We start from the raw sequence: 16,149 nt of genomic DNA, 5'->3' as shown, positions 1-16,149 counted from the left end.
CGTACATGCCCATGGGTCACACGGCCACAGCCCAGGCAGGCTCCGGGGGCCTGACAGCGACCGAGCACCGCCTGGCCAACGGCCTGCGCGTGGTGCTCTCCGAGGACCATCTGACCCCCGTCGCGGCGGTGTGTCTCTGGTACGACGTCGGCTCGCGCCACGAGGTCAAGGGCCGCACCGGCCTCGCCCACCTCTTCGAGCACCTGATGTTCCAGGGCTCCGCCCAGGTGAAGGGCAACGGCCACTTCGAACTGGTGCAGGGCGCCGGCGGCTCCCTCAACGGCACCACCAGTTTCGAGCGCACCAACTACTTCGAGACCATGCCCGCGCACCAGCTGGAGCTCGCGCTCTGGCTGGAGGCCGACCGCATGGGCTCCCTGCTGGCCGCCCTGGACGACGAGTCGATGGAGAACCAGCGCGACGTCGTCAAGAACGAGCGCCGCCAGCGCTACGACAACGTCCCCTACGGGACGGCGTTCGAGAAGCTGACCGCCCTCGTCTACCCGGACGGCCACCCCTACCACCACACGCCCATCGGGTCGATGGCCGACCTGGACGCGGCGACCCTGGAGGACGCGCGCGCGTTCTTCCGGACGTACTACGCGCCGAACAACGCGGTCCTGTCGGTGGTCGGCGACATCGACCCGGAGCAGACGCTCGCCTGGGTCGAGAAGTACTTCGGCTCCATCGCCTCCCACGACGGCAAGCCCGAGCCGCGTGACGGCTCCCTGCCGGACGTCATCGGCGAGCAGCTGCGCGAGGTCGTCGTCGAGGAGGTCCCTGCGCGCGCGCTGATGGCCGCCTACCGCCTCCCCGAGGACGGCACGCGCGCGGGGGACGCCGCCGACCTGGCGCTCACCGTCCTGGGCGGCGGCGAGTCCTCCCGCCTGTACAACCGGCTCGTACGGCGCGACCGCAGCGCCGTCTCGGCCGGCTTCGGCCTGCTGCGGCTGGCCGGGGCGCCCTCCCTGGGCTGGCTGGACGTCAAGACGTCCGGGGACGTCGAGGTGCCCGTCATCGAGGCCGCCATCGACGAGGAGCTCGCCCGGTTCGCCGAGGAGGGCCCGACGGCCGAGGAGATGGAGCGCGCGCAGGCGCAGCTGGAGCGCGAGTGGCTGGACCGGCTCGGCACGGTCGCCGGGCGCGCGGACGAACTGTGCCGGTTCGCCGTCCTGTTCGGCGACGCGCAGCTCGCCCTCACCGCCGTACAGCGCGTGCTGGAGATCACGCCGGAGGAGGTCCGGGAGGTCGCCAAGGCGCGGCTGCGGCCCGACAACCGCGCGGTGCTCGTCTACGAGCCCAAGCACCCGGACAGCGCCGAGGACGCGGATGTTCCCGAGGACCCCGAGCGTGAAGCGACCGTAGAGGCCGACGACAACGAGGAGACGGCCAAGTGACCGAGCTCGCCACGATGGACTTCCACCCGCAGCCCCAGGCGGGCGAGGCCAGGCCCTGGGCGTTCCCCGCGCCCGAGCGCGCCGCCCTCGGCAACGGCCTGACCGTCCTGCGCTGCCACCGCCCCGGCCAGCAGGTCGTCGCCGTCGAGGTCCTCCTCGACGCGCCCCTGGAGGCCGAGCCGACCGGCCTGGACGGCGTCGCCACGATCATGGCGCGCGCCTTCTCCGAGGGCACCGACCGGCACTCCGCCGAGGAGTTCGCCGCCGAACTGGAGCGCGCGGGCGCCACGCTCGACGCGCACGCCGACCACCCCGGCGTCCGGCTCAGCCTGGAGGTCCCCGCCTCCCGGCTCGCCAAGGGGCTCGGGCTGCTCGCCGACGCCCTGCGCGCGCCCGCGTTCGACGAGGGCGAGATCGACCGGCTGGTGCGCAACCGGCTCGACGAGATCCCGCACGAGCTGGCCAACCCGTCCCGGCGGGCCGCCAAGGAGCTGTCCAAGGAGTTGTTCCCGGCGACCGCGCGCATGTCGCGCCCGCGCCAGGGCACCGAGGACACCGTCGAGAAGATCGACGCCGCCGCCGTGCGCGCCTTCTACGAGCGGCACGTGCGCCCCGCGACGGCCACCGCGGTCGTCGTCGGCGACCTGAACGGCATCGACCTCGACGCGCTGCTCGGCGAGACGCTGGGCGCCTGGACGGGGTCCACCGCGCAGCCCTGGCCCATCCCGCCGGTCACCGCCGATGACACCGGGCGCGTCGTCATCGTCGACCGGCCCGGTGCCGTGCAGACGCAGCTGCTGCTCGGGCGCGTGGGCCCCGACCGGCACGACCGCGTGTGGGCCGCGCAGGTGCTCGGCACGTACTGCCTGGGCGGCACCCTGACGTCCCGTCTGGACGCCGTCCTGCGCGAGGAGAAGGGCTACACCTACGGCGTGCGCGCCTTCGGGCAGGTCCTGCGCTCCGCACCCGACGGCTCGGGCGCCTCGATGCTCGCCATCAGCGGCTCCGTCGACACGCCCAACACCGGGCCCGCCCTCGCGGACCTGTGGACCGTCCTGCGCACCCTCGCCGCCGAAGGGCTCACGGACGCCGAGCGCGACTTCGCCGTGCAGAACCTCGTCGGCGTGGCGCCCCTCAAGTACGAGACCGCCGCAGCGGTCGCCGGGACCCTCGCCGACCAGGTCGAGCAGCACCTCCCCGACGACTTCCAGGCGACCCTCTACCGGCGGCTGGCGGCCACCGGCACCGTCGAGGCCACCGCCGCGGTCGTCAACGCCTTCCCCGTCGACCGCCTCGTCACCGTCCTCGTCGGCGACGCGAAGGAGATCCGCGAGCCGGTCGAGGCCCTCGGGATCGGCCCCGTACGGGTCGTGACGGCGGAGTAGGAGAGCAGGAGCACAGGCACGCGCGCGTGGGGTGGATGGCGAGCCGCACGCGCGCGTGCGCGCCACCGCGAACGACACCCCCCGCGCGCGTTCGCTGTTCGCAGCGTTGCGCCCTGCCCGAAACACACCCCTCAGTGGTGACCGTTTTGGCCCGGAGGGTTCACCTCTGCCCTGTGGTGTGCGCTACAAAAACCGCTGTGCGTTTGGGAATCGACGGCACGCCCTCTAGCGTCGTCCGGGCTGTTCGTCGGGCAGTGCGCCGCACACCGCGGCACCGGACAGCGATCGCCGAGTCCCCGTACGGCGCGAGCCAGGGGAGCCGGGGACCCACAGTCCCTGGGGTGAATCGGGCGCCCGCGCCCGTAGGAGACCTTCCTGCTCCGAACCCGTCAGCTAACCCGGTAGGCGAGAGGGAAGGAAAGGACGAACTCGACCTCATGGCGTTCACCTGCGCCACCGGCAGGCGCCGCAAGGCGACCCGGATGCAGCGTACGACCGCCCGCGCGGCGGGCATAGCGGCGCTCACGACCTCGGCGCTGGCCGCCGGATCACCCCCCGAACCGACCGCGGCGAACGCGATGACCCTCGCGGACGACACGGTCACCATGCGCCTCGACGTCACCGAGCACGTCGACGACCGCGCGCACGCGCAGGAGCACGCCGTCCAGCAGGCGGCCGTCCGCGCGCGTACGGAGGCCCTGCGCGTCCAGGCCGCCGAGGAGGCGAAGGCCGCGCGCGCCGCGGAGGCCCGCGCAGCGCGGGAGGCCGAACGCGCCCGCCTGAACGCCTTCGTCGCGCCGATCACCGGCTCGTACGTGTCCACGGGCTACCGCAGCGGCGGCTCCCTGTGGTCCTCCGGCAGCCACACGGGCATCGACTTCCACGCCGCCACCGGCACCCCCGTGCACGCCGTCGGCCTCGGCACGGTCGTGGAGGCCGGCTGGGGCGGCGCCTACGGCAACCAGATCGTCGTCCGGATGAACGACGGCACGTACACCCAGTACGGCCACCTGTCGTCGATCTCCGTCGCGGTGGGCCAGACGGTCACCCCGGGGGAGCGGATCGGCTACTCGGGCGCGACGGGCAACGTGACCGGCCCGCATCTGCACTTCGAGGCGCGCACGACACCGGAGTACGGCTCCGACATCGACCCCGTCGCCTACCTGCGCGCGCACGGCGTCGACGTCTGACCCGCGCGAGATCGTCCAGCCCCGGCCCCCTCGGCCGGGGCTTTCGACGTTTCGGACGGCCCCTTGTCCAAAAAATATCCCTGGATTCCGGCCTGCCATCGGAAATTCCCGCTCATTGCAATAGAGTCACGGAACACACGTCAATCGTCGACGTTTCACGGGGATTAAGGCGGAGGTCCGTCATGCGTATTCCGGCGCACTCGGTGTGCACGGCCGTCCGGGACGACATCGTCGCGGGTGTCTACGAGCGCGGCAGCCGCCTCACCGAGGAACTCCTCGCGCGCCGGTACGGCGTCAGCCGCGTCCCCGTCCGTGAGGCGCTGCGCACGCTGGAGGCCGAGGGCTTCGTCGTGACCCGCCGCCACGCGGGCGCGTGCGTGGCCGAGCCGACCGAGCAGGAGGCCGCCGACCTGCTGGAGATGCGCCTGCTCCTGGAGCCGCTCGGCGCCGCCCGGGCCGCCCAGCGGCGCACCGACGCCCACCTGAAGGTGCTGCGCGGACTCGTCAGGCTGGGCCAGGAGCGCGCCAGGCGGGGCAGCAGCGACGATCTGCGCTCCTTGGGCGGCTGGTTCCACGAGACGCTCGCCCAGGCCTGCGGAAGCCAGGCTCTGACCTCGACGCTGACCCAGCTGCGCCACAAGATCGCCTGGATGTACGCGGTGGAGCCGTCGGCCAGCCCTGTCGACTCCTGGACCGAGCACGGCGCGATCGTCGACGCTGTCGCGCGCGGGGACGCCGAGCGCGCGCGGGCGCTGACCACCCTGCACACCGAGCGCTCCACCGCCGCCCACCGGCTGCGCTTCGCCGGCGCCGACCGTGTGAGGACTTCGCAACACGCCGTAAACATGACCGGCCTGCGGCATTAACACGGGCGCCGTATACAAAGAAGAGATATTCGGCGGAGGTGTATTTCCGCTGCCCATTTCACGAGCGCGTCGTGAATTTCTCGGCGCGCTCCTTCCGTATGCCTTCGAGTGTCTCGCGATCCTGCGCGGGGAAAAGCATTCCGGTATGCCCGGACAACGACGGAGCCGCGCCGCCCGGGAAAGGGCGGCGCGGCTCCGTACGCGCGCGTGGGTGGCGTCAGACGGTCTCGGGGAGCTCGTCGAGCCCCTCGGAGACCAGCTTCGCCAGCCGGTCGAGGGCCGCGTCCGCGCCCTCGGCGTCGGAGGCCAGGACGACCTCCTCGCCGCCCTGGGCGCCGAGGCCGAGGACGGCCAGCATGGAGGCCGCGTTGACGGGGTTGCCGTCCGCCTTGGCGATCGTGACCGGGACGCCGGTGGCCGTGGCGGCTCGGACGAAGAGGGAGGCGGGGCGGGCGTGAAGGCCCTCCGCCCAGCCGATGGTGACGCGGCGCTCAGCCATGTTGTTGCTGCCCTTCGGTGTTCAGGGTTGTCTAGACCAGTTTTCCACACGTGAAGCGTCCCGGGAGAAGGCACGGCGGCCTCTCCCCGGCGGCTGTCCGGACCGCGGCCTCGGTCCGGTTCGTGCCGTCTTCCGTCCCCCAGACTGCCTCGCGCCGTTGTCGGACGCGAGCCGTACGCTGGGCCCCATGCAGAGCGCGCAGGAGCGGCACGAGTACCCCGCCCACTGGGAAGCCGACGTGGTGCTGCGCGACGGCGGCACCGCGCGCGTGCGGCCCATCACCGCCGACGACGCCGAGCGCCTGGTCAGCTTCTACGAGCAGGTGTCGGACGAGTCGAAGTACTACCGCTTCTTCGCGCCCTACCCGCGCCTGTCCGCGAAGGACGTCCACCGCTTCACGCACCACGACTTCGTGGACCGGGTGGGACTCGCCGCCACTGTCGGAGGCGAGTTCATCGCCACCGTACGCTATGACCGCATCGGCCCCGACGGCCTGCCCGCCACCGTGCCCGCCGACGAGGCGGAGGTCGCCTTCCTCGTCCAGGACGCGCACCAGGGCCGCGGCGTCGCCTCCGCCCTCCTGGAGCACATCGGTGCCGTCGCGCGCGAGCGCGGGATCCGCCGCTTCGCCGCCGAGGTGCTCCCCGCCAACTCCAAGATGATCAAGGTCTTCACCGACGCCGGCTACACGCAGAAGCGCAGCTTCGAGGACGGCGTCGTCCGCCTGGAGTTCGGCCTCGAACCCACCGAACGCTCCCTCGCCGTCCAGCGCGCCCGCGAACAGCGCGCCGAGGCCCGCTCCGTCCGGCGGCTGCTGGCGCCCGGCTCCGTCGCCGTCGTCGGCGCCGGGCGCGCGCCCGGGGGCGTCGGCCGCGCGGTCCTCGCCAACCTCCGCGCAGCGGGCTTCACAGGCACCCTGCACGCCGTCAACAAGGCCCTCCCGGACGGCGTCGAGGAGCTGGACGGCGTCCCGGCCCACCGCTCCGTGCGCGACATCGAGGGCCCCGTCGACCTCGCGGTCGTCGCCGTCCCCGCCGGCGCCGTCCCCGAAGTCGTCGCCGAGTGCGGGGAACACGGCGTCCAGGGGCTGGTCGTCGTCTCCGCCGGGTACGCCGAGAGCGGCCCCGACGGGCGCGAGCGCCAGCGCGAACTCGTACGCCTCGCGCGCGCGTACGGGATGCGCATCGTCGGCCCCAACGCGTTCGGCGTCATCAACACCGCGCCGGACGTACGGCTCAACGCCTCCCTCGCGCCCGAGACGCCCCGCCCCGGCCGCATCGGGCTGTTCGCGCAGTCCGGCGCGATCGGCGTCGCCCTGCTGTCCCGGCTGCACCGCCGGGGAGGAGGGGTGACCGGCGTGACGGGCGTCTCCACGTTCGTCTCCTCCGGCAACCGCGCGGACGTCTCCGGCAACGACGTCCTCCAGTACTGGTACGACGACCCCGACACCGACGTCGTGCTCATGTACCTGGAGTCCATAGGCAACCCCCGCAAGTTCACGCGCCTCGCGCGGCGCACGGCCGCCGCCAAGCCCCTCGTCGTCGTCCAGGGCGCCGGATCGGCGCCCCAGGGGCACGCGGTCCGCGCGACACGGCTGCCCCACGCGACGGTCTCCGCGCTCCTGCGCCAGGCCGGTGTGATCCGCGTCGCCACCATCACCGAACTCGTCGACGCGGGCCTCCTGCTCGCCCGCCAGCCCCTCCCTGCAGGCCCGCGCGTGGCGATCCTCGGCAACTCCGAGTCCCTCGGACTGCTCACCTACGACGCCTGCCTCTCCGAGGGACTGCGCCCCCTCCCGCCCCTCGACCTCACGACCGGCGCCTCCGCCGAGGACTTCCGCCACGCCCTCACGCGCGCGCTGGCCGACGACACGTGCGACGCCGTCGTCGTCACCGCCATCCCCGCCATCGGCGAGAGCTCCCCCGACGACGCCGACCTCGCGGAGGCCCTGCGCACGGCCGCCGCCGAGGTGCCGGCCAAGCCGGTCCTCGTCGTCCACGTCGAACTCGGCGGACTGGCCGAGGCGTTGTCGGCGGCGATGAGCACGGCGCCCCAGGCGGGTACGGCGGCCGGAGCGCCCGCAGCGGGCGGCACCCGGACCGGCACGGCCACAGGGGGAGCGGGAGGTGCGGCCGGAGGTGCCGCGTCGCCGGGCAACGGCGGGAGCGCGCGGCCGGGAGAGACGTCCGGGGCGTCCCCCGCGCCGTCCTCCGCCCCCGGTCCCTCCCCGGCGTACGCGCGCGCAGGTGCCCCCGTACCCCCGCCCGCCGCCCCTCCCGCACAAGCCCCCGCGACGCGCCCGGGCAACGCCTTCGCCGCCGCCACGACCCCGCACCCCGCCCTCGCCGCATCCCCCGGCAAAGCCGCACAGGACCCCCTCGCGTCCCCGAGCGGTCCCCGCCTCATCCCGGCCTACCCGGCTGCCGAACGGGCCGTGCGGGCCCTCGCGGAGGCCGTGAAGTACGCGCAGTGGCGGCGCGAGGCGGCCGATCCCGGCAAGGTGCCCGAGTACGAGGACATCGACGAGAAGGGCGCCGCGCGGCTGATCGACGGCCTCCTCGCGCGCGGGCAGGGACTCACCCTCGGCACCGAGGAGACGTGCGAACTCCTCGGCCGGTACGGCATCGGCGTACGGCGGGCCATCCCCGCGCCCACGCCCGAGGACGCCGTCCGGGCCGCGCGCGCTCTGGGCTACCCCGTCGCCCTGAAGGCGACCGCCCCGCACCTGCGCCACCGCGCGGACCTCGGCGGCGTCCGCCTCGACCTCGCGGACGAGGAGCAACTGAGGCGGTCGTACGGCGAGTTGACGGAGCTGTTCGGAACGCCCCGGGAACTGCGGCCCGTCGTCCAGGCGATGGCCCCGCGCGGGGTCGACACGGTCGTCCGCGCGGTGATCGACCCGGCCGCCGGCGCGGTGCTGTCGTTCGGACTCGCGGGCGCCGCCTCGCAGTTGCTCGGCGACATGGCGCACCGCCTGGTGCCGGTCACCGACCGGGACGCGACCTCCCTGGTGCGCTCGATCCGCACGGCACCCCTGCTGTTCGGCTGGCGCGGCTCCACCCCCGTCGACACCCCGGCCCTGGAGGAACTCCTCCTGCGCGTCTCGCGCCTGGTCGACGACCACCCCGAGGTCGTCGCCGTCACCCTGGAACCCGTCGTCGTCGCCCCGCACGGCGTGAGCGTCCTCGGCGCGTCCGTACGCCTCGCCCCGCCACCCGCCCGCGACGACCTCGGCCCGCGCACCCTGCCCGCGTACTGAGCCCCCCGACGCCCTGTGCGGGGTCCCTCGCAGTCAGTGGGTCCCCGTAGGATGGAGGACATGGCCAAGACCAGTACGACGACCCAGGGGCTGCGCGCGGCGATCGAGCGCAGCGGCTACTACCCGGCCCTCGTGGCCGAGGCGGTGGAGGCCGCCGTGGGCGGCGAGCCGATCCGGTCGTACCTGGTGCACCAGGAGACCACGTTCGACCAGAACGAGGTCCGCAGGCATGTGACCGTGCTCGTCCTCACCGGCAACCGCTTCATCGTCAGCCACACCGACGAGCAGGCCGCCGACACGACGTCGCCGACGCCGTACGCGACCACCTCCACGGAGTCCGTGAAGCTCGGCCGGATCTCCTCCGTCGTAGTCAGCCGGGTCGTCGCCAACCCCGAGTCGTACGCGCCGGGCACGCTCCCGCGCGAGGTGATGCTCACGATCGGCTGGGGCGCCGTCTCCCGCATCGACCTGGAGCCCGCCGCCTGCGGCGACCCCAACTGCGACGCGGACCACGGCTACACGGGCAACTCGACGGCGGACGACCTCAGCCTGCGCGTCAGCGAGGCGGGCGACGGCCCGGAGACGGTGCGCCAGGCACTCGCCTTCGCGCAGGCGCTCTCCGAGGCGACCGCGGCCCTCTGATGTCCCAGCTCGCCCCCTGGGACCACCCCGAACCCCTCCGCGTCGACTCCGCGCCCGTCCCGCGCTACGGCACCGGCTCCCTCGCCGACCTGCTGCCCACCGTGGCCGCCGGGCTCGGCGTTCCCGGCCTCACCGCCGCGATCCCCTCGCTGGAGCCCGCCGACCGCGTGTGCGTCTTCCTCGTCGACGGTCTCGGCCTGGAGCAGATCACGGCCCACCCGGACGAGGCGCCGTACCTCAGCAGCCTCCTGAGGCCCTCCGGAGGGCATCTCACGGCCGGCTTCCCGGCCACCACCGCGACCTCCCTCGCCTCCGTCGGCACCGGCCTCCCGCCGGGCGCGCACGGACTGCCCGGCTACACCGTCCGCGACCCCGCGACCGGCGCGCTGATGAACCAGCTCCGCTGGCACCCCTGGACCCCGCCGGAGGTCTGGCAGCCGTACCCGACGGTCTTCCAGCTCGCCGACGCCGCGGGCGTGCACACCGCGCAGGTCTCCTCGCCCGCCTTCCAGAACACCCCGCTGACCAAGATCGCGCTCAGTGGAGGAACGTTCCATGGGCGGCTCACCGGCGAGGAACGCATGGACCTCGCCGCCGCCCAGCTCGCCGCCGGCGACCGGGCCCTGGTCTACACGTACTACGCCGAACTCGACGGCGCCGGGCACCGCTACGGCATCGCCTCCGACACCTGGCGCGGCCAGCTCATGTACGTCGACCGGCTCGTCCAGCGGCTCGCCGAGCAACTCCCCCCGCGCAGCGCGCTGTACGTCACCGCCGACCACGGCATGGTCGACATCCCCTTCGACGAGGAGCACCGCATCGACTTCGACGCGGACTGGGAACTGCGCGCGGGCGTCGCCCTCCTCGGCGGCGAGGGGCGCGCCCGGCACGTGTACGCCGTCCCCGGTGCCGCCGCCGACGTCCTGACCTGCTGGCGCGAGGTCCTCGGCGAACAGTTCTGGGTCGCCTCGCGCGAGGAGGCCATCGCCGCCGGGTGGTTCGGGCCGCACGTCGACGAGCGGGTGTACGACCGGCTCGGTGACGTCATCGCCGCCGCGCGGGACGACGTTCTGATCATCGCGTCCGAGCGGGAGCCGAAGGAGTCCGCGATGGTCGGCAACCACGGGTCGATGACTCCTGCTGAGCAGTTCGTGCCCCTCCTCGAAGTACGCTCCTGATCGATTCCGACCGTTTCTCCGGCCCCCAGGGGTTGGCGTTCCTGCCGAAAGGTGCTCACCTCGCCATGCCCGAGTTGGTGTTCTTCTCCGGAACCATGGACTGCGGGAAGTCGACCCTGGCGCTCCAGATAGAGCACAACCGATCGGCTCGCGGACTCAAAGGGATGATCTTCAGCCGGGACGACCGGGCCGGGCGCGGAAAGCTTTCCTCCCGCCTCGGACTCGTCACCGACGCCGTCGAGATCCACGACGGGCAGGATCTGTACGCCTACCTCGTCGACCACCTCTCCCACGGGGGCCGCGCGGACTACGTCATCGCCGACGAGGCGCAGTTCCTCGCGGAGGAACAGATCGACCAGCTCGCGCGCGTGGTCGACGATCTCGGGCTCGACGTCTACGCGTTCGGCATCACGACCGACTTCCGCTCCAAGCTCTTCCCCGGCTCCCAGCGCCTCGTCGAACTCGCCGACCGCGTCGAGGTCCTCCAGGTCGAGGCCCTCTGCTGGTGCGGCGCCCGCGCGACCCACAACGCCCGCACGGTCGGCGGCGTCATGGTCGTCGAGGGCGCGCAGGTCGTCGTCGGCGACGTCAACCAGGCGGACACGATCGGGTACGAGGTGCTGTGCCGGCGCCACCATCGCCGGCGGATGACAGCGGCATCGGCGAAGGCGGCGACACTGTCGCCGGACGTGCTGCCGGTTCAGGCGGTGTAGGACACCGCCCACTCGCCGACGTCGTCGGAGAAACCGCTGTTCATCGAGTACTGGACAGTGACCACGCGGGAGTTGTCGGGCACCTCGAAGCAGAGGTAGCCGAGCGCCGTTGCTCCAGGGCGAAGGGTGATGCTGCCGGGGAGCTCCACACCCGCCGTGGTGGGAGTGAGCATTGACGTGTTGAACCGTTGATTGCTTGCGTCTACCACCGATGCGCCGATCCAGGGGGCGTCGTCATAGACGCCTGTCCCAGTGTTCTTCAGGCGGAGCTGGACCGCGACGAGATGGTTCTCGGGACGGATCTTGAAGAACGACGGCTCCACACCGGCCGGTTCCACGACCTTGATCACCGTCACGTCGAGTTGCGTGTCGTTCAACCCTGTGAGACTCAGCGTGTCCCCGACCTTCCCGTCGGACGACAGAGGTGCCAGCGCCAGCGTGAACACCGCCGGCAGACAGATCAGCAAGGGCGCGGTACGACGTCGCATCGCTCCTCCCGGTGCAGCGGAGCGGCAGATGACACCATCGTCCGCCCGTGTCGCGAAGTCGGCGAGCCGAGGGTCAGGTGGGGCGTTGGAGGAGGGCGAAGCGGGCGCCTTCGGGGTCGGAGACGGTGGTGGTGCGGCCCAGGGGGGTGTTCGCGGGGGGAGTGATGATGTGGCCGCCCAGGGAGGTGACGCGGGAGAGGGCGGTGTCCGTGTCGGTGACCTCGAAGTAGGTGAGCCAGTGGGGGCCCCGGTCGCGGGGGAGGGACGGGCCCAGGGCGTGGAGGGCGGCTGCCGGGTGGCCGTCGAGGAGGAGGGTCACCGTGTCGGGGGTGCGGTCGGAGTCGTAGCCGAAGAGGGTCTCGTAGAACTTGGTGACGGTCTCCGTGTCGTACGTGAGGAGTTCGTTCCAGGCGGGGGTGCCGTGGACGCCGGTCACGCCCGTGCCGAGGTGCGCCGCCGCCTGCCAGAGCCCGAAGACCGCGCCCGCGGGGTCGGAGCAGATGGCGAGGCGGCCGGCGTCGCCCGCGTCGAGGGGGCCCACGCCGACGGTCCCGCCGCACAGACGGACCCGCTCGGCGTCCCGGTCGATGTCGTCGGTGGCGAGGTAGGGCGTCCAGGCGACCGGCAGATGGCGGTCCGCGGGGAGCTGGCCGATGCCGGCGACGTGGCGTCCGTCGAGCAGTGCGCGCGCGTAGGAGCCCAGTTGGCGCGGCCCGGGCTGGAACTCCCAGCCGAACAGCTCGCCGTAGAACTCCTTCGTCGCCGTCAGCCCGTGCACCATCAGGCTGACCCAGCAAGGCGTACCGGGGGTGTACCGGCCGTGTGCCTCGCCGTGCCGGTCCGGATCCCGTGCCTCGGTCATCGTCACTCTCTCCTCGGCCCCTCGCGGTGGCCGTGTCGCTGCGCCCTGGAACCCCCGTGCCGATGCTCGCACCCCCCGCGCGGCCCCGCGTCCCGGAGCACGCCGCCACGCGCGGGCGGTGATGACGCGCCCGTTTCACATTGATTGCCGTCAATTGTTGATCGGCTGTACTCGGTGTGCCCGATCCCGTACACCTGGTGATCGAGGCTGTCCGGCGGGCAGAGTAACCGGACACGGGCGGCGGGGCCACCCCGTGCGCGAGGATGGGCGCCATGAACGCCATCATTTCCGCATCCGAGCTGGCGGCCGAACTGGCCGGAAACCACCCGCCCGTGGTCCTCGACGTCCGCTGGCAGCTCAGCGTGCCGACGGCGGGTCAGCCCCCCTTCGACGGCCACGCCGCGTACGCCACGGGACACGTCCCCGGCGCCGTCTTCGTCGACCTGGACCGCGAACTCGCGGGCACCGCGGGCGCTTCGGGCCGCCATCCGCTGCCCGACCTCGACGCCTTCGGCGCCGCGATGCGTCGCGCGGGTGTCTCGGCGTCGACGCCGGTGGTCGTGTACGACGGAGGGCAGGGCTGGGCCGCCGCGCGCGCGTGGTGGCTGCTGAGCTGGACGGGTCACCCGGACGTGCGGGTCCTCGACGGCGGGTTGCCGGCCTGGGAGGGGGAGATCTCGGCCGACCTGCCCGCGCCTGCGGAAGGCGACTTCACGCCGGTCCCCGGCGCGACGGGGCTCCTGGACGCGGACGGCGCCGCCGCGCTGGCCCGCTCCGGGGTCCTGTTCGACGCGCGCGCGGGGGAACGGTACCGGGGCGAGGTCGAGCCCATCGACCGGGTCGGCGGCCACATCCCGGGCGCGGTCTCGGCGCCCACCACCGAGACGGTCGGCCCCGACGGCCGCTTCCTGCCCGCGCAGCAGCTGAAGGACCGCTTCCAGGGCCTGGGAGCCGCCGACGGCACCGAGGTCGGCGTGTACTGCGGCTCGGGCGTCTCGGGGGCGCACGAGGTCCTCGCGCTGGCGGTCGCGGGCATCCCGGCGGCCCTGTACGTCGGTTCCTGGTCCGAGTGGTCCTCCGACCCGTCCCGCCCGGTCGCGGTGGGTCCGGACCCGCAGTAGGACACCGGCAGGGGCCGCGTCAGGCAGGGCGCGGCCCCGAAGAGCCGGTGAGCACAGCAGTCGGCCGCGGGGTGGCCCCGTACGCGGGCGGAGGCGACGGCAGCGGCAGACCGACCCCGCTCGCGGCACCTTGGACGGCGGCTCCTGGACGCCCGCGCGCGGGAGCCCTGGTCGCCGTCGATGCCGTAGCCCCCTGCGCGCATCCGCCCGAGACGGACGCGGACCCCGGCAACCCGCCGGCGAGTGCTCCGAGCTGTGGACCGACCCCTTGGACCGCCGACAACCCGTGCGCGCGAGCGGGACCCCCGGCCCGCCGGAACAAGCGCTTCGGCGCCGACCTCCCTGCGCAGGCACTGCCGCCCGCGCGAGCGTGAGCAGTCCGAAGAAGCCCGGCACATGCACCCCCGCGCGCGGGCGCTACTCCTGCTTCTTGCGCCGTGTCCCGAAGACGATCTCGTCCCAGCTCGGGACGGCCGCGCGGCGGCCGGGGCGGACGCCGTCGGCCTCGGCCTGGCGGTCGGTGGCGCCGATGAGGCGGTCGCGGTGGCTGCCGACGGAGCGCGGCATGAGGACGTCCGCGTAGGCGGAGCCGGCGGACGCGGCGGGTGCCGGGGGCTCCTCGACCTCGGCCTCCTGCTCGCTCTCCTCGGCGTCCTCCGAGGGGCGCTCGGGTACGACCATGTCGCCACGGAAGCTCGGCACGGCCTCCAGGAGGCTGGTCAGCGAGTCCCGCTCGGCCACCGCCTCGTCGGCCGGTTCGGGCGCCGGCGCGGGCAGCGCGGGGCGCTCCCGGTCCAGCGGGCGGTCCCGGGGCAGCCGGGCGATACGCGGCACGAACGGAAAGCTGGGCTCCGGCGCGGCAAGGTCGTCGGACTCGCCGATCAGGGACCGAGCCTCGTTGTCGACGGCCTGGACGAGCCTGCGGGGCGGGTCGTACGTCCAGCTCGCGGAGTGGTGCTCACCGGCGACCCGGTAGACCAGCATGACCTCCCAGGTGCCGTCGTCGCGGCGCCAGGAGTCCCACTGGACGGTGTCCTTCTCGGCGCCGCGCAGCAGCAGCCGCTCCTGGACGGCCTCGCCGAGCTGGGGACCGGCGTTCTCGCCGGGGCGGCGTACGGGCGTCTTGCGGGCGCGTTCGGCCATGAAGGCGCGCTCGGCGAGGACGGGGCCCTCGAAGCGGCGTACGCGGTCGACGGGGATGCCGGCGAGCTGCGCGACCTCTTCCGCGGTGGCGCCCGCGCGTATGCGCGCCTGGATGTCGCGGGGGCGGAGGTGGCTCTCCACCTCGATCTCGATCTGACCGAGCCGGGGCCGGTCGCCGCGCACGGCAGCACGCAGGCGCTCGTCGATGGGGAGTGTGTACTCCGTCGCGTCGGCAGCTTTGAGCACCAGCCGTGTTCCGTCATTCGAGACGGCCACGACCCGCAGTTCGGGCATGGGGACCTCCCGGGTGGTGCCTGCCGACGTCACGTGCGTCGCTGCTTCCGCTAGTCGAGTGTGGCCTGCCCGGGTGCAGCCTGCCACAACCTTGCCGAGTTGCCCGGCGTGTCGGGCACGGGCCCTGGATCGCCGTTATGGCACGGTTACCGATTCGCCACGCTAAGTGACTGACGCCGTCACCCTGTGCAACTGGTTCCCCTCCTGGCGGTCCAGCAAGGCCCCGGACACCCTGTAGGGAGGCCGGGCCCAGGGCTCGCAACAGTACTCCATTTGGGCCACGTGCGTGGATTGCCGCGCCCCTCAACTTCTCGCAAGAGGTGCGACTTGGCCGCGGATTCCCCTGTTCTCGGGATCTTGAACGTGGCGTAGTTCACGGATCATCCGGAATCGGAACTTTCGGTTACGTCATGACGTCACCTTCTTGCGTGGATAGTCGATCAACTGTTGATCAAGTAGGGGAAAGGAGGGTTCGGTCCCGGCATGCGCGAAAGGCCCGATCTCAGTGTTCCGCAGGTCGCCGGAAGCGCGTTGGCCGCGGTGCTCGCCGCGAAACTCGCCTCGTCCTTCGGCGTGTACGGCACGATCCTCGGGGCCGGTGTCGTCAGCGTGATCGCCACCTGCGGCGGCTCGCTCTTCCAGCACTTCTTCAAGCGCACCGGCGAGCAACTGCGCGAGGCGACCACGACGGCCGGCTCCCCCGAACCGGCCCCGGCCTCCGCACCGGGCGAGTACTCGGCGGGAACGGTGCACCGAGCGCGGGGGCGAGGTCTGCGGCGCCCCGTTCTCGCGGCCGTCCTCGTCTTCGGCGTCACCATGACCGGGATCACCGCCTACGAGCTGGCGTCCGGCAGCAGTTTCAGCGGCGGCGGGGGAACGACCGTCAGCGACGCGGTCTCGGGCCACGGTTCGTCGGCCGGGAACTCCGGTGCCCCCACGGACTCCACGAGCCCTTCGCGCTCTGCGGACCCCTCGCCGGACCCCGGGAACACGCCGTCACCCGGCCCCTCCGGCGCAGCCGACGGCGGCGCGCAGGCCCCTTCGCCGTCCCCGGGGGAGCCCTCGGGCGAGCCCCGGGACCCGGCCCCGAGCGCGACCCCCTCGCCGGCCAC

15 protein-coding genes and 1 riboswitch are annotated in these 16,149 nt (G+C 73.1%); of the genes, 9 read left to right on the top strand and 6 right to left on the bottom strand.

The window, feature by feature from the left end:
* Positions 1-5: 5 nt before the first annotated feature.
* The 4 genes from PV682_RS01695 to PV682_RS01680 all read left to right on the top strand — a co-directional run bounded on the left by PV682_RS01695 (position 6) and on the right by PV682_RS01680 (position 4,838).
* Positions 6-1,397, top strand: a complete 1,392-nt coding sequence (locus PV682_RS01695) for a M16 family metallopeptidase (RefSeq protein WP_319723180.1) — start codon at positions 6-8, stop codon at positions 1,395-1,397.
* Positions 1,394-2,782 (top strand): M16 family metallopeptidase, encoded by a 1,389-nt coding sequence (locus PV682_RS01690; protein WP_319723178.1) that lies wholly within the window; start codon positions 1,394-1,396, stop codon positions 2,780-2,782. Before PV682_RS01695 ends, PV682_RS01690 begins: the two co-directional genes overlap by 4 nt.
* 276 nt (positions 2,783-3,058) lie before the next feature.
* A riboswitch (cyclic di-AMP (ydaO/yuaA leader) is annotated at positions 3,059-3,205 on the top strand.
* A gap of 14 nt (positions 3,206-3,219) precedes the next feature.
* Positions 3,220-3,972 carry a M23 family metallopeptidase gene (locus PV682_RS01685; protein ID WP_055719110.1) on the top strand — a complete coding sequence of 251 codons (753 nt, stop codon included), beginning with the start codon at positions 3,220-3,222 and terminating at the stop codon, positions 3,970-3,972.
* A gap of 182 nt (positions 3,973-4,154) precedes the next feature.
* Positions 4,155-4,838: a GntR family transcriptional regulator gene (locus PV682_RS01680; RefSeq protein WP_055719111.1), complete on the top strand. Its 684-nt coding sequence runs from the start codon at positions 4,155-4,157 to the stop codon at positions 4,836-4,838.
* Between the two features lie 217 nt (positions 4,839-5,055).
* On the opposite strand, the gene PV682_RS01675 is transcribed toward PV682_RS01680, so the two are convergent.
* A complete protein-coding gene (locus PV682_RS01675; RefSeq protein WP_055719112.1) occupies positions 5,056-5,337 on the bottom strand; it encodes an HPr family phosphocarrier protein in 282 nt (93 codons plus the stop codon).
* A 187-nt stretch (positions 5,338-5,524) separates the two neighbouring features.
* Here PV682_RS01675 and PV682_RS01670 point away from each other — a divergent pair, with 187 nt between their 5' ends.
* The 4 genes from PV682_RS01670 to PV682_RS01655 all read left to right on the top strand — a co-directional run bounded on the left by PV682_RS01670 (position 5,525) and on the right by PV682_RS01655 (position 11,129).
* Positions 5,525-8,596, top strand: coding sequence for a bifunctional acetate--CoA ligase family protein/GNAT family N-acetyltransferase (locus tag PV682_RS01670; protein ID WP_319723174.1), 3,072 nt, complete (start codon positions 5,525-5,527; stop codon positions 8,594-8,596).
* A 60-nt stretch (positions 8,597-8,656) separates the two neighbouring features.
* On the top strand, positions 8,657-9,238 hold the full coding sequence (locus PV682_RS01665; protein WP_055724851.1) for a DUF5998 family protein: 582 nt from the start codon (positions 8,657-8,659) through the stop codon (positions 9,236-9,238).
* Positions 9,238-10,416 (top strand): alkaline phosphatase family protein, encoded by a 1,179-nt coding sequence (locus PV682_RS01660; protein ID WP_319723173.1) that lies wholly within the window; start codon positions 9,238-9,240, stop codon positions 10,414-10,416. Before PV682_RS01665 ends, PV682_RS01660 begins: the two co-directional genes overlap by 1 nt.
* A 65-nt stretch (positions 10,417-10,481) precedes the next feature.
* Positions 10,482-11,129 (top strand): thymidine kinase, encoded by a 648-nt coding sequence (locus PV682_RS01655; RefSeq protein ID WP_055724849.1) that lies wholly within the window; start codon positions 10,482-10,484, stop codon positions 11,127-11,129.
* On the opposite strand, the gene PV682_RS01650 is transcribed toward PV682_RS01655, so the two are convergent.
* Together PV682_RS01650 and PV682_RS01645 are read right to left on the bottom strand one after the other, a co-directional pair.
* Positions 11,117-11,617, bottom strand: a complete 501-nt coding sequence (locus PV682_RS01650; RefSeq protein ID WP_319723171.1) for a DUF4352 domain-containing protein — start codon at positions 11,615-11,617, stop codon at positions 11,117-11,119. The two genes, PV682_RS01655 and PV682_RS01650, sit on opposite strands and share 13 nt — an antisense overlap.
* Before the next feature lie 73 nt (positions 11,618-11,690).
* Positions 11,691-12,479, bottom strand: coding sequence for a VOC family protein (locus PV682_RS01645; RefSeq protein ID WP_319723169.1), 789 nt, complete (start codon positions 12,477-12,479; stop codon positions 11,691-11,693).
* Positions 12,480-12,751: 272 nt separating this feature from the next.
* On the opposite strand from PV682_RS01645, the gene PV682_RS01640 reads away from it, so the two are divergent.
* Positions 12,752-13,600: a sulfurtransferase gene (locus PV682_RS01640; RefSeq protein ID WP_319723167.1), complete on the top strand. Its 849-nt coding sequence runs from the start codon at positions 12,752-12,754 to the stop codon at positions 13,598-13,600.
* Between the two features lie 417 nt (positions 13,601-14,017).
* Here the strand turns inward: PV682_RS01640 and sepH are convergent, their stop codons facing one another.
* The 3 genes from sepH to PV682_RS01625 all read right to left on the bottom strand — a co-directional run bounded on the left by sepH (position 14,018) and on the right by PV682_RS01625 (position 16,029).
* Positions 14,018-15,037 (bottom strand): septation protein SepH, encoded by a 1,020-nt coding sequence (gene sepH / locus PV682_RS01635; protein ID WP_055722621.1) that lies wholly within the window; start codon positions 15,035-15,037, stop codon positions 14,018-14,020.
* A 408-nt stretch (positions 15,038-15,445) separates the two neighbouring features.
* On the bottom strand, positions 15,446-15,706 hold the full coding sequence (locus tag PV682_RS01630) for a hypothetical protein (RefSeq protein ID WP_319723164.1): 261 nt from the start codon (positions 15,704-15,706) through the stop codon (positions 15,446-15,448).
* Positions 15,707-15,870: 164 nt separating this feature from the next.
* Complete coding sequence (locus tag PV682_RS01625; protein ID WP_319723162.1) at positions 15,871-16,029, bottom strand: hypothetical protein; 159 nt, start codon at positions 16,027-16,029, stop codon at positions 15,871-15,873.
* Between the last annotated feature and the right edge of the window lie 120 nt (positions 16,030-16,149).

Source organism: Streptomyces niveiscabiei (assembly GCF_033794345.1).
Lineage (GTDB): Bacteria > Actinomycetota > Actinomycetes > Streptomycetales > Streptomycetaceae > Streptomyces > Streptomyces niveiscabiei.
Note: the sequence above shows the minus strand (reverse complement) of the source record. Positions and strands in the feature narration are given on the sequence as shown.

What these genes read in the sequence shown, in the direction of transcription:
- PV682_RS01655 (WP_055724849.1), top strand. Translation starts at nt 10,482, where the DNA reads ATGCCCGAGTTGGTGTTCTTCTCCGGAACCATGGACTGCGGGAAGTCG.
- PV682_RS01660 (WP_319723173.1), top strand. Translation starts at nt 9,238, where the DNA reads ATGTCCCAGCTCGCCCCCTGGGACCACCCCGAACCCCTCCGCGTCGAC.
- PV682_RS01675 (WP_055719112.1), bottom strand. Translation starts at nt 5,337, where the DNA reads ATGGCTGAGCGCCGCGTCACCATCGGCTGGGCGGAGGGCCTTCACGCC.
- PV682_RS01695 (WP_319723180.1), top strand. Translation starts at nt 6, where the DNA reads ATGCCCATGGGTCACACGGCCACAGCCCAGGCAGGCTCCGGGGGCCTG.
- PV682_RS01665 (WP_055724851.1), top strand. Translation starts at nt 8,657, where the DNA reads ATGGCCAAGACCAGTACGACGACCCAGGGGCTGCGCGCGGCGATCGAG.
- PV682_RS01680 (WP_055719111.1), top strand. Translation starts at nt 4,155, where the DNA reads ATGCGTATTCCGGCGCACTCGGTGTGCACGGCCGTCCGGGACGACATC.
- PV682_RS01640 (WP_319723167.1), top strand. Translation starts at nt 12,752, where the DNA reads ATGAACGCCATCATTTCCGCATCCGAGCTGGCGGCCGAACTGGCCGGA.
- sepH (WP_055722621.1), bottom strand. Translation starts at nt 15,037, where the DNA reads ATGCCCGAACTGCGGGTCGTGGCCGTCTCGAATGACGGAACACGGCTG.
- PV682_RS01685 (WP_055719110.1), top strand. Translation starts at nt 3,220, where the DNA reads ATGGCGTTCACCTGCGCCACCGGCAGGCGCCGCAAGGCGACCCGGATG.
- PV682_RS01670 (WP_319723174.1), top strand. Translation starts at nt 5,525, where the DNA reads ATGCAGAGCGCGCAGGAGCGGCACGAGTACCCCGCCCACTGGGAAGCC.
- PV682_RS01650 (WP_319723171.1), bottom strand. Translation starts at nt 11,617, where the DNA reads ATGCGACGTCGTACCGCGCCCTTGCTGATCTGTCTGCCGGCGGTGTTC.
- PV682_RS01645 (WP_319723169.1), bottom strand. Translation starts at nt 12,479, where the DNA reads ATGACCGAGGCACGGGATCCGGACCGGCACGGCGAGGCACACGGCCGG.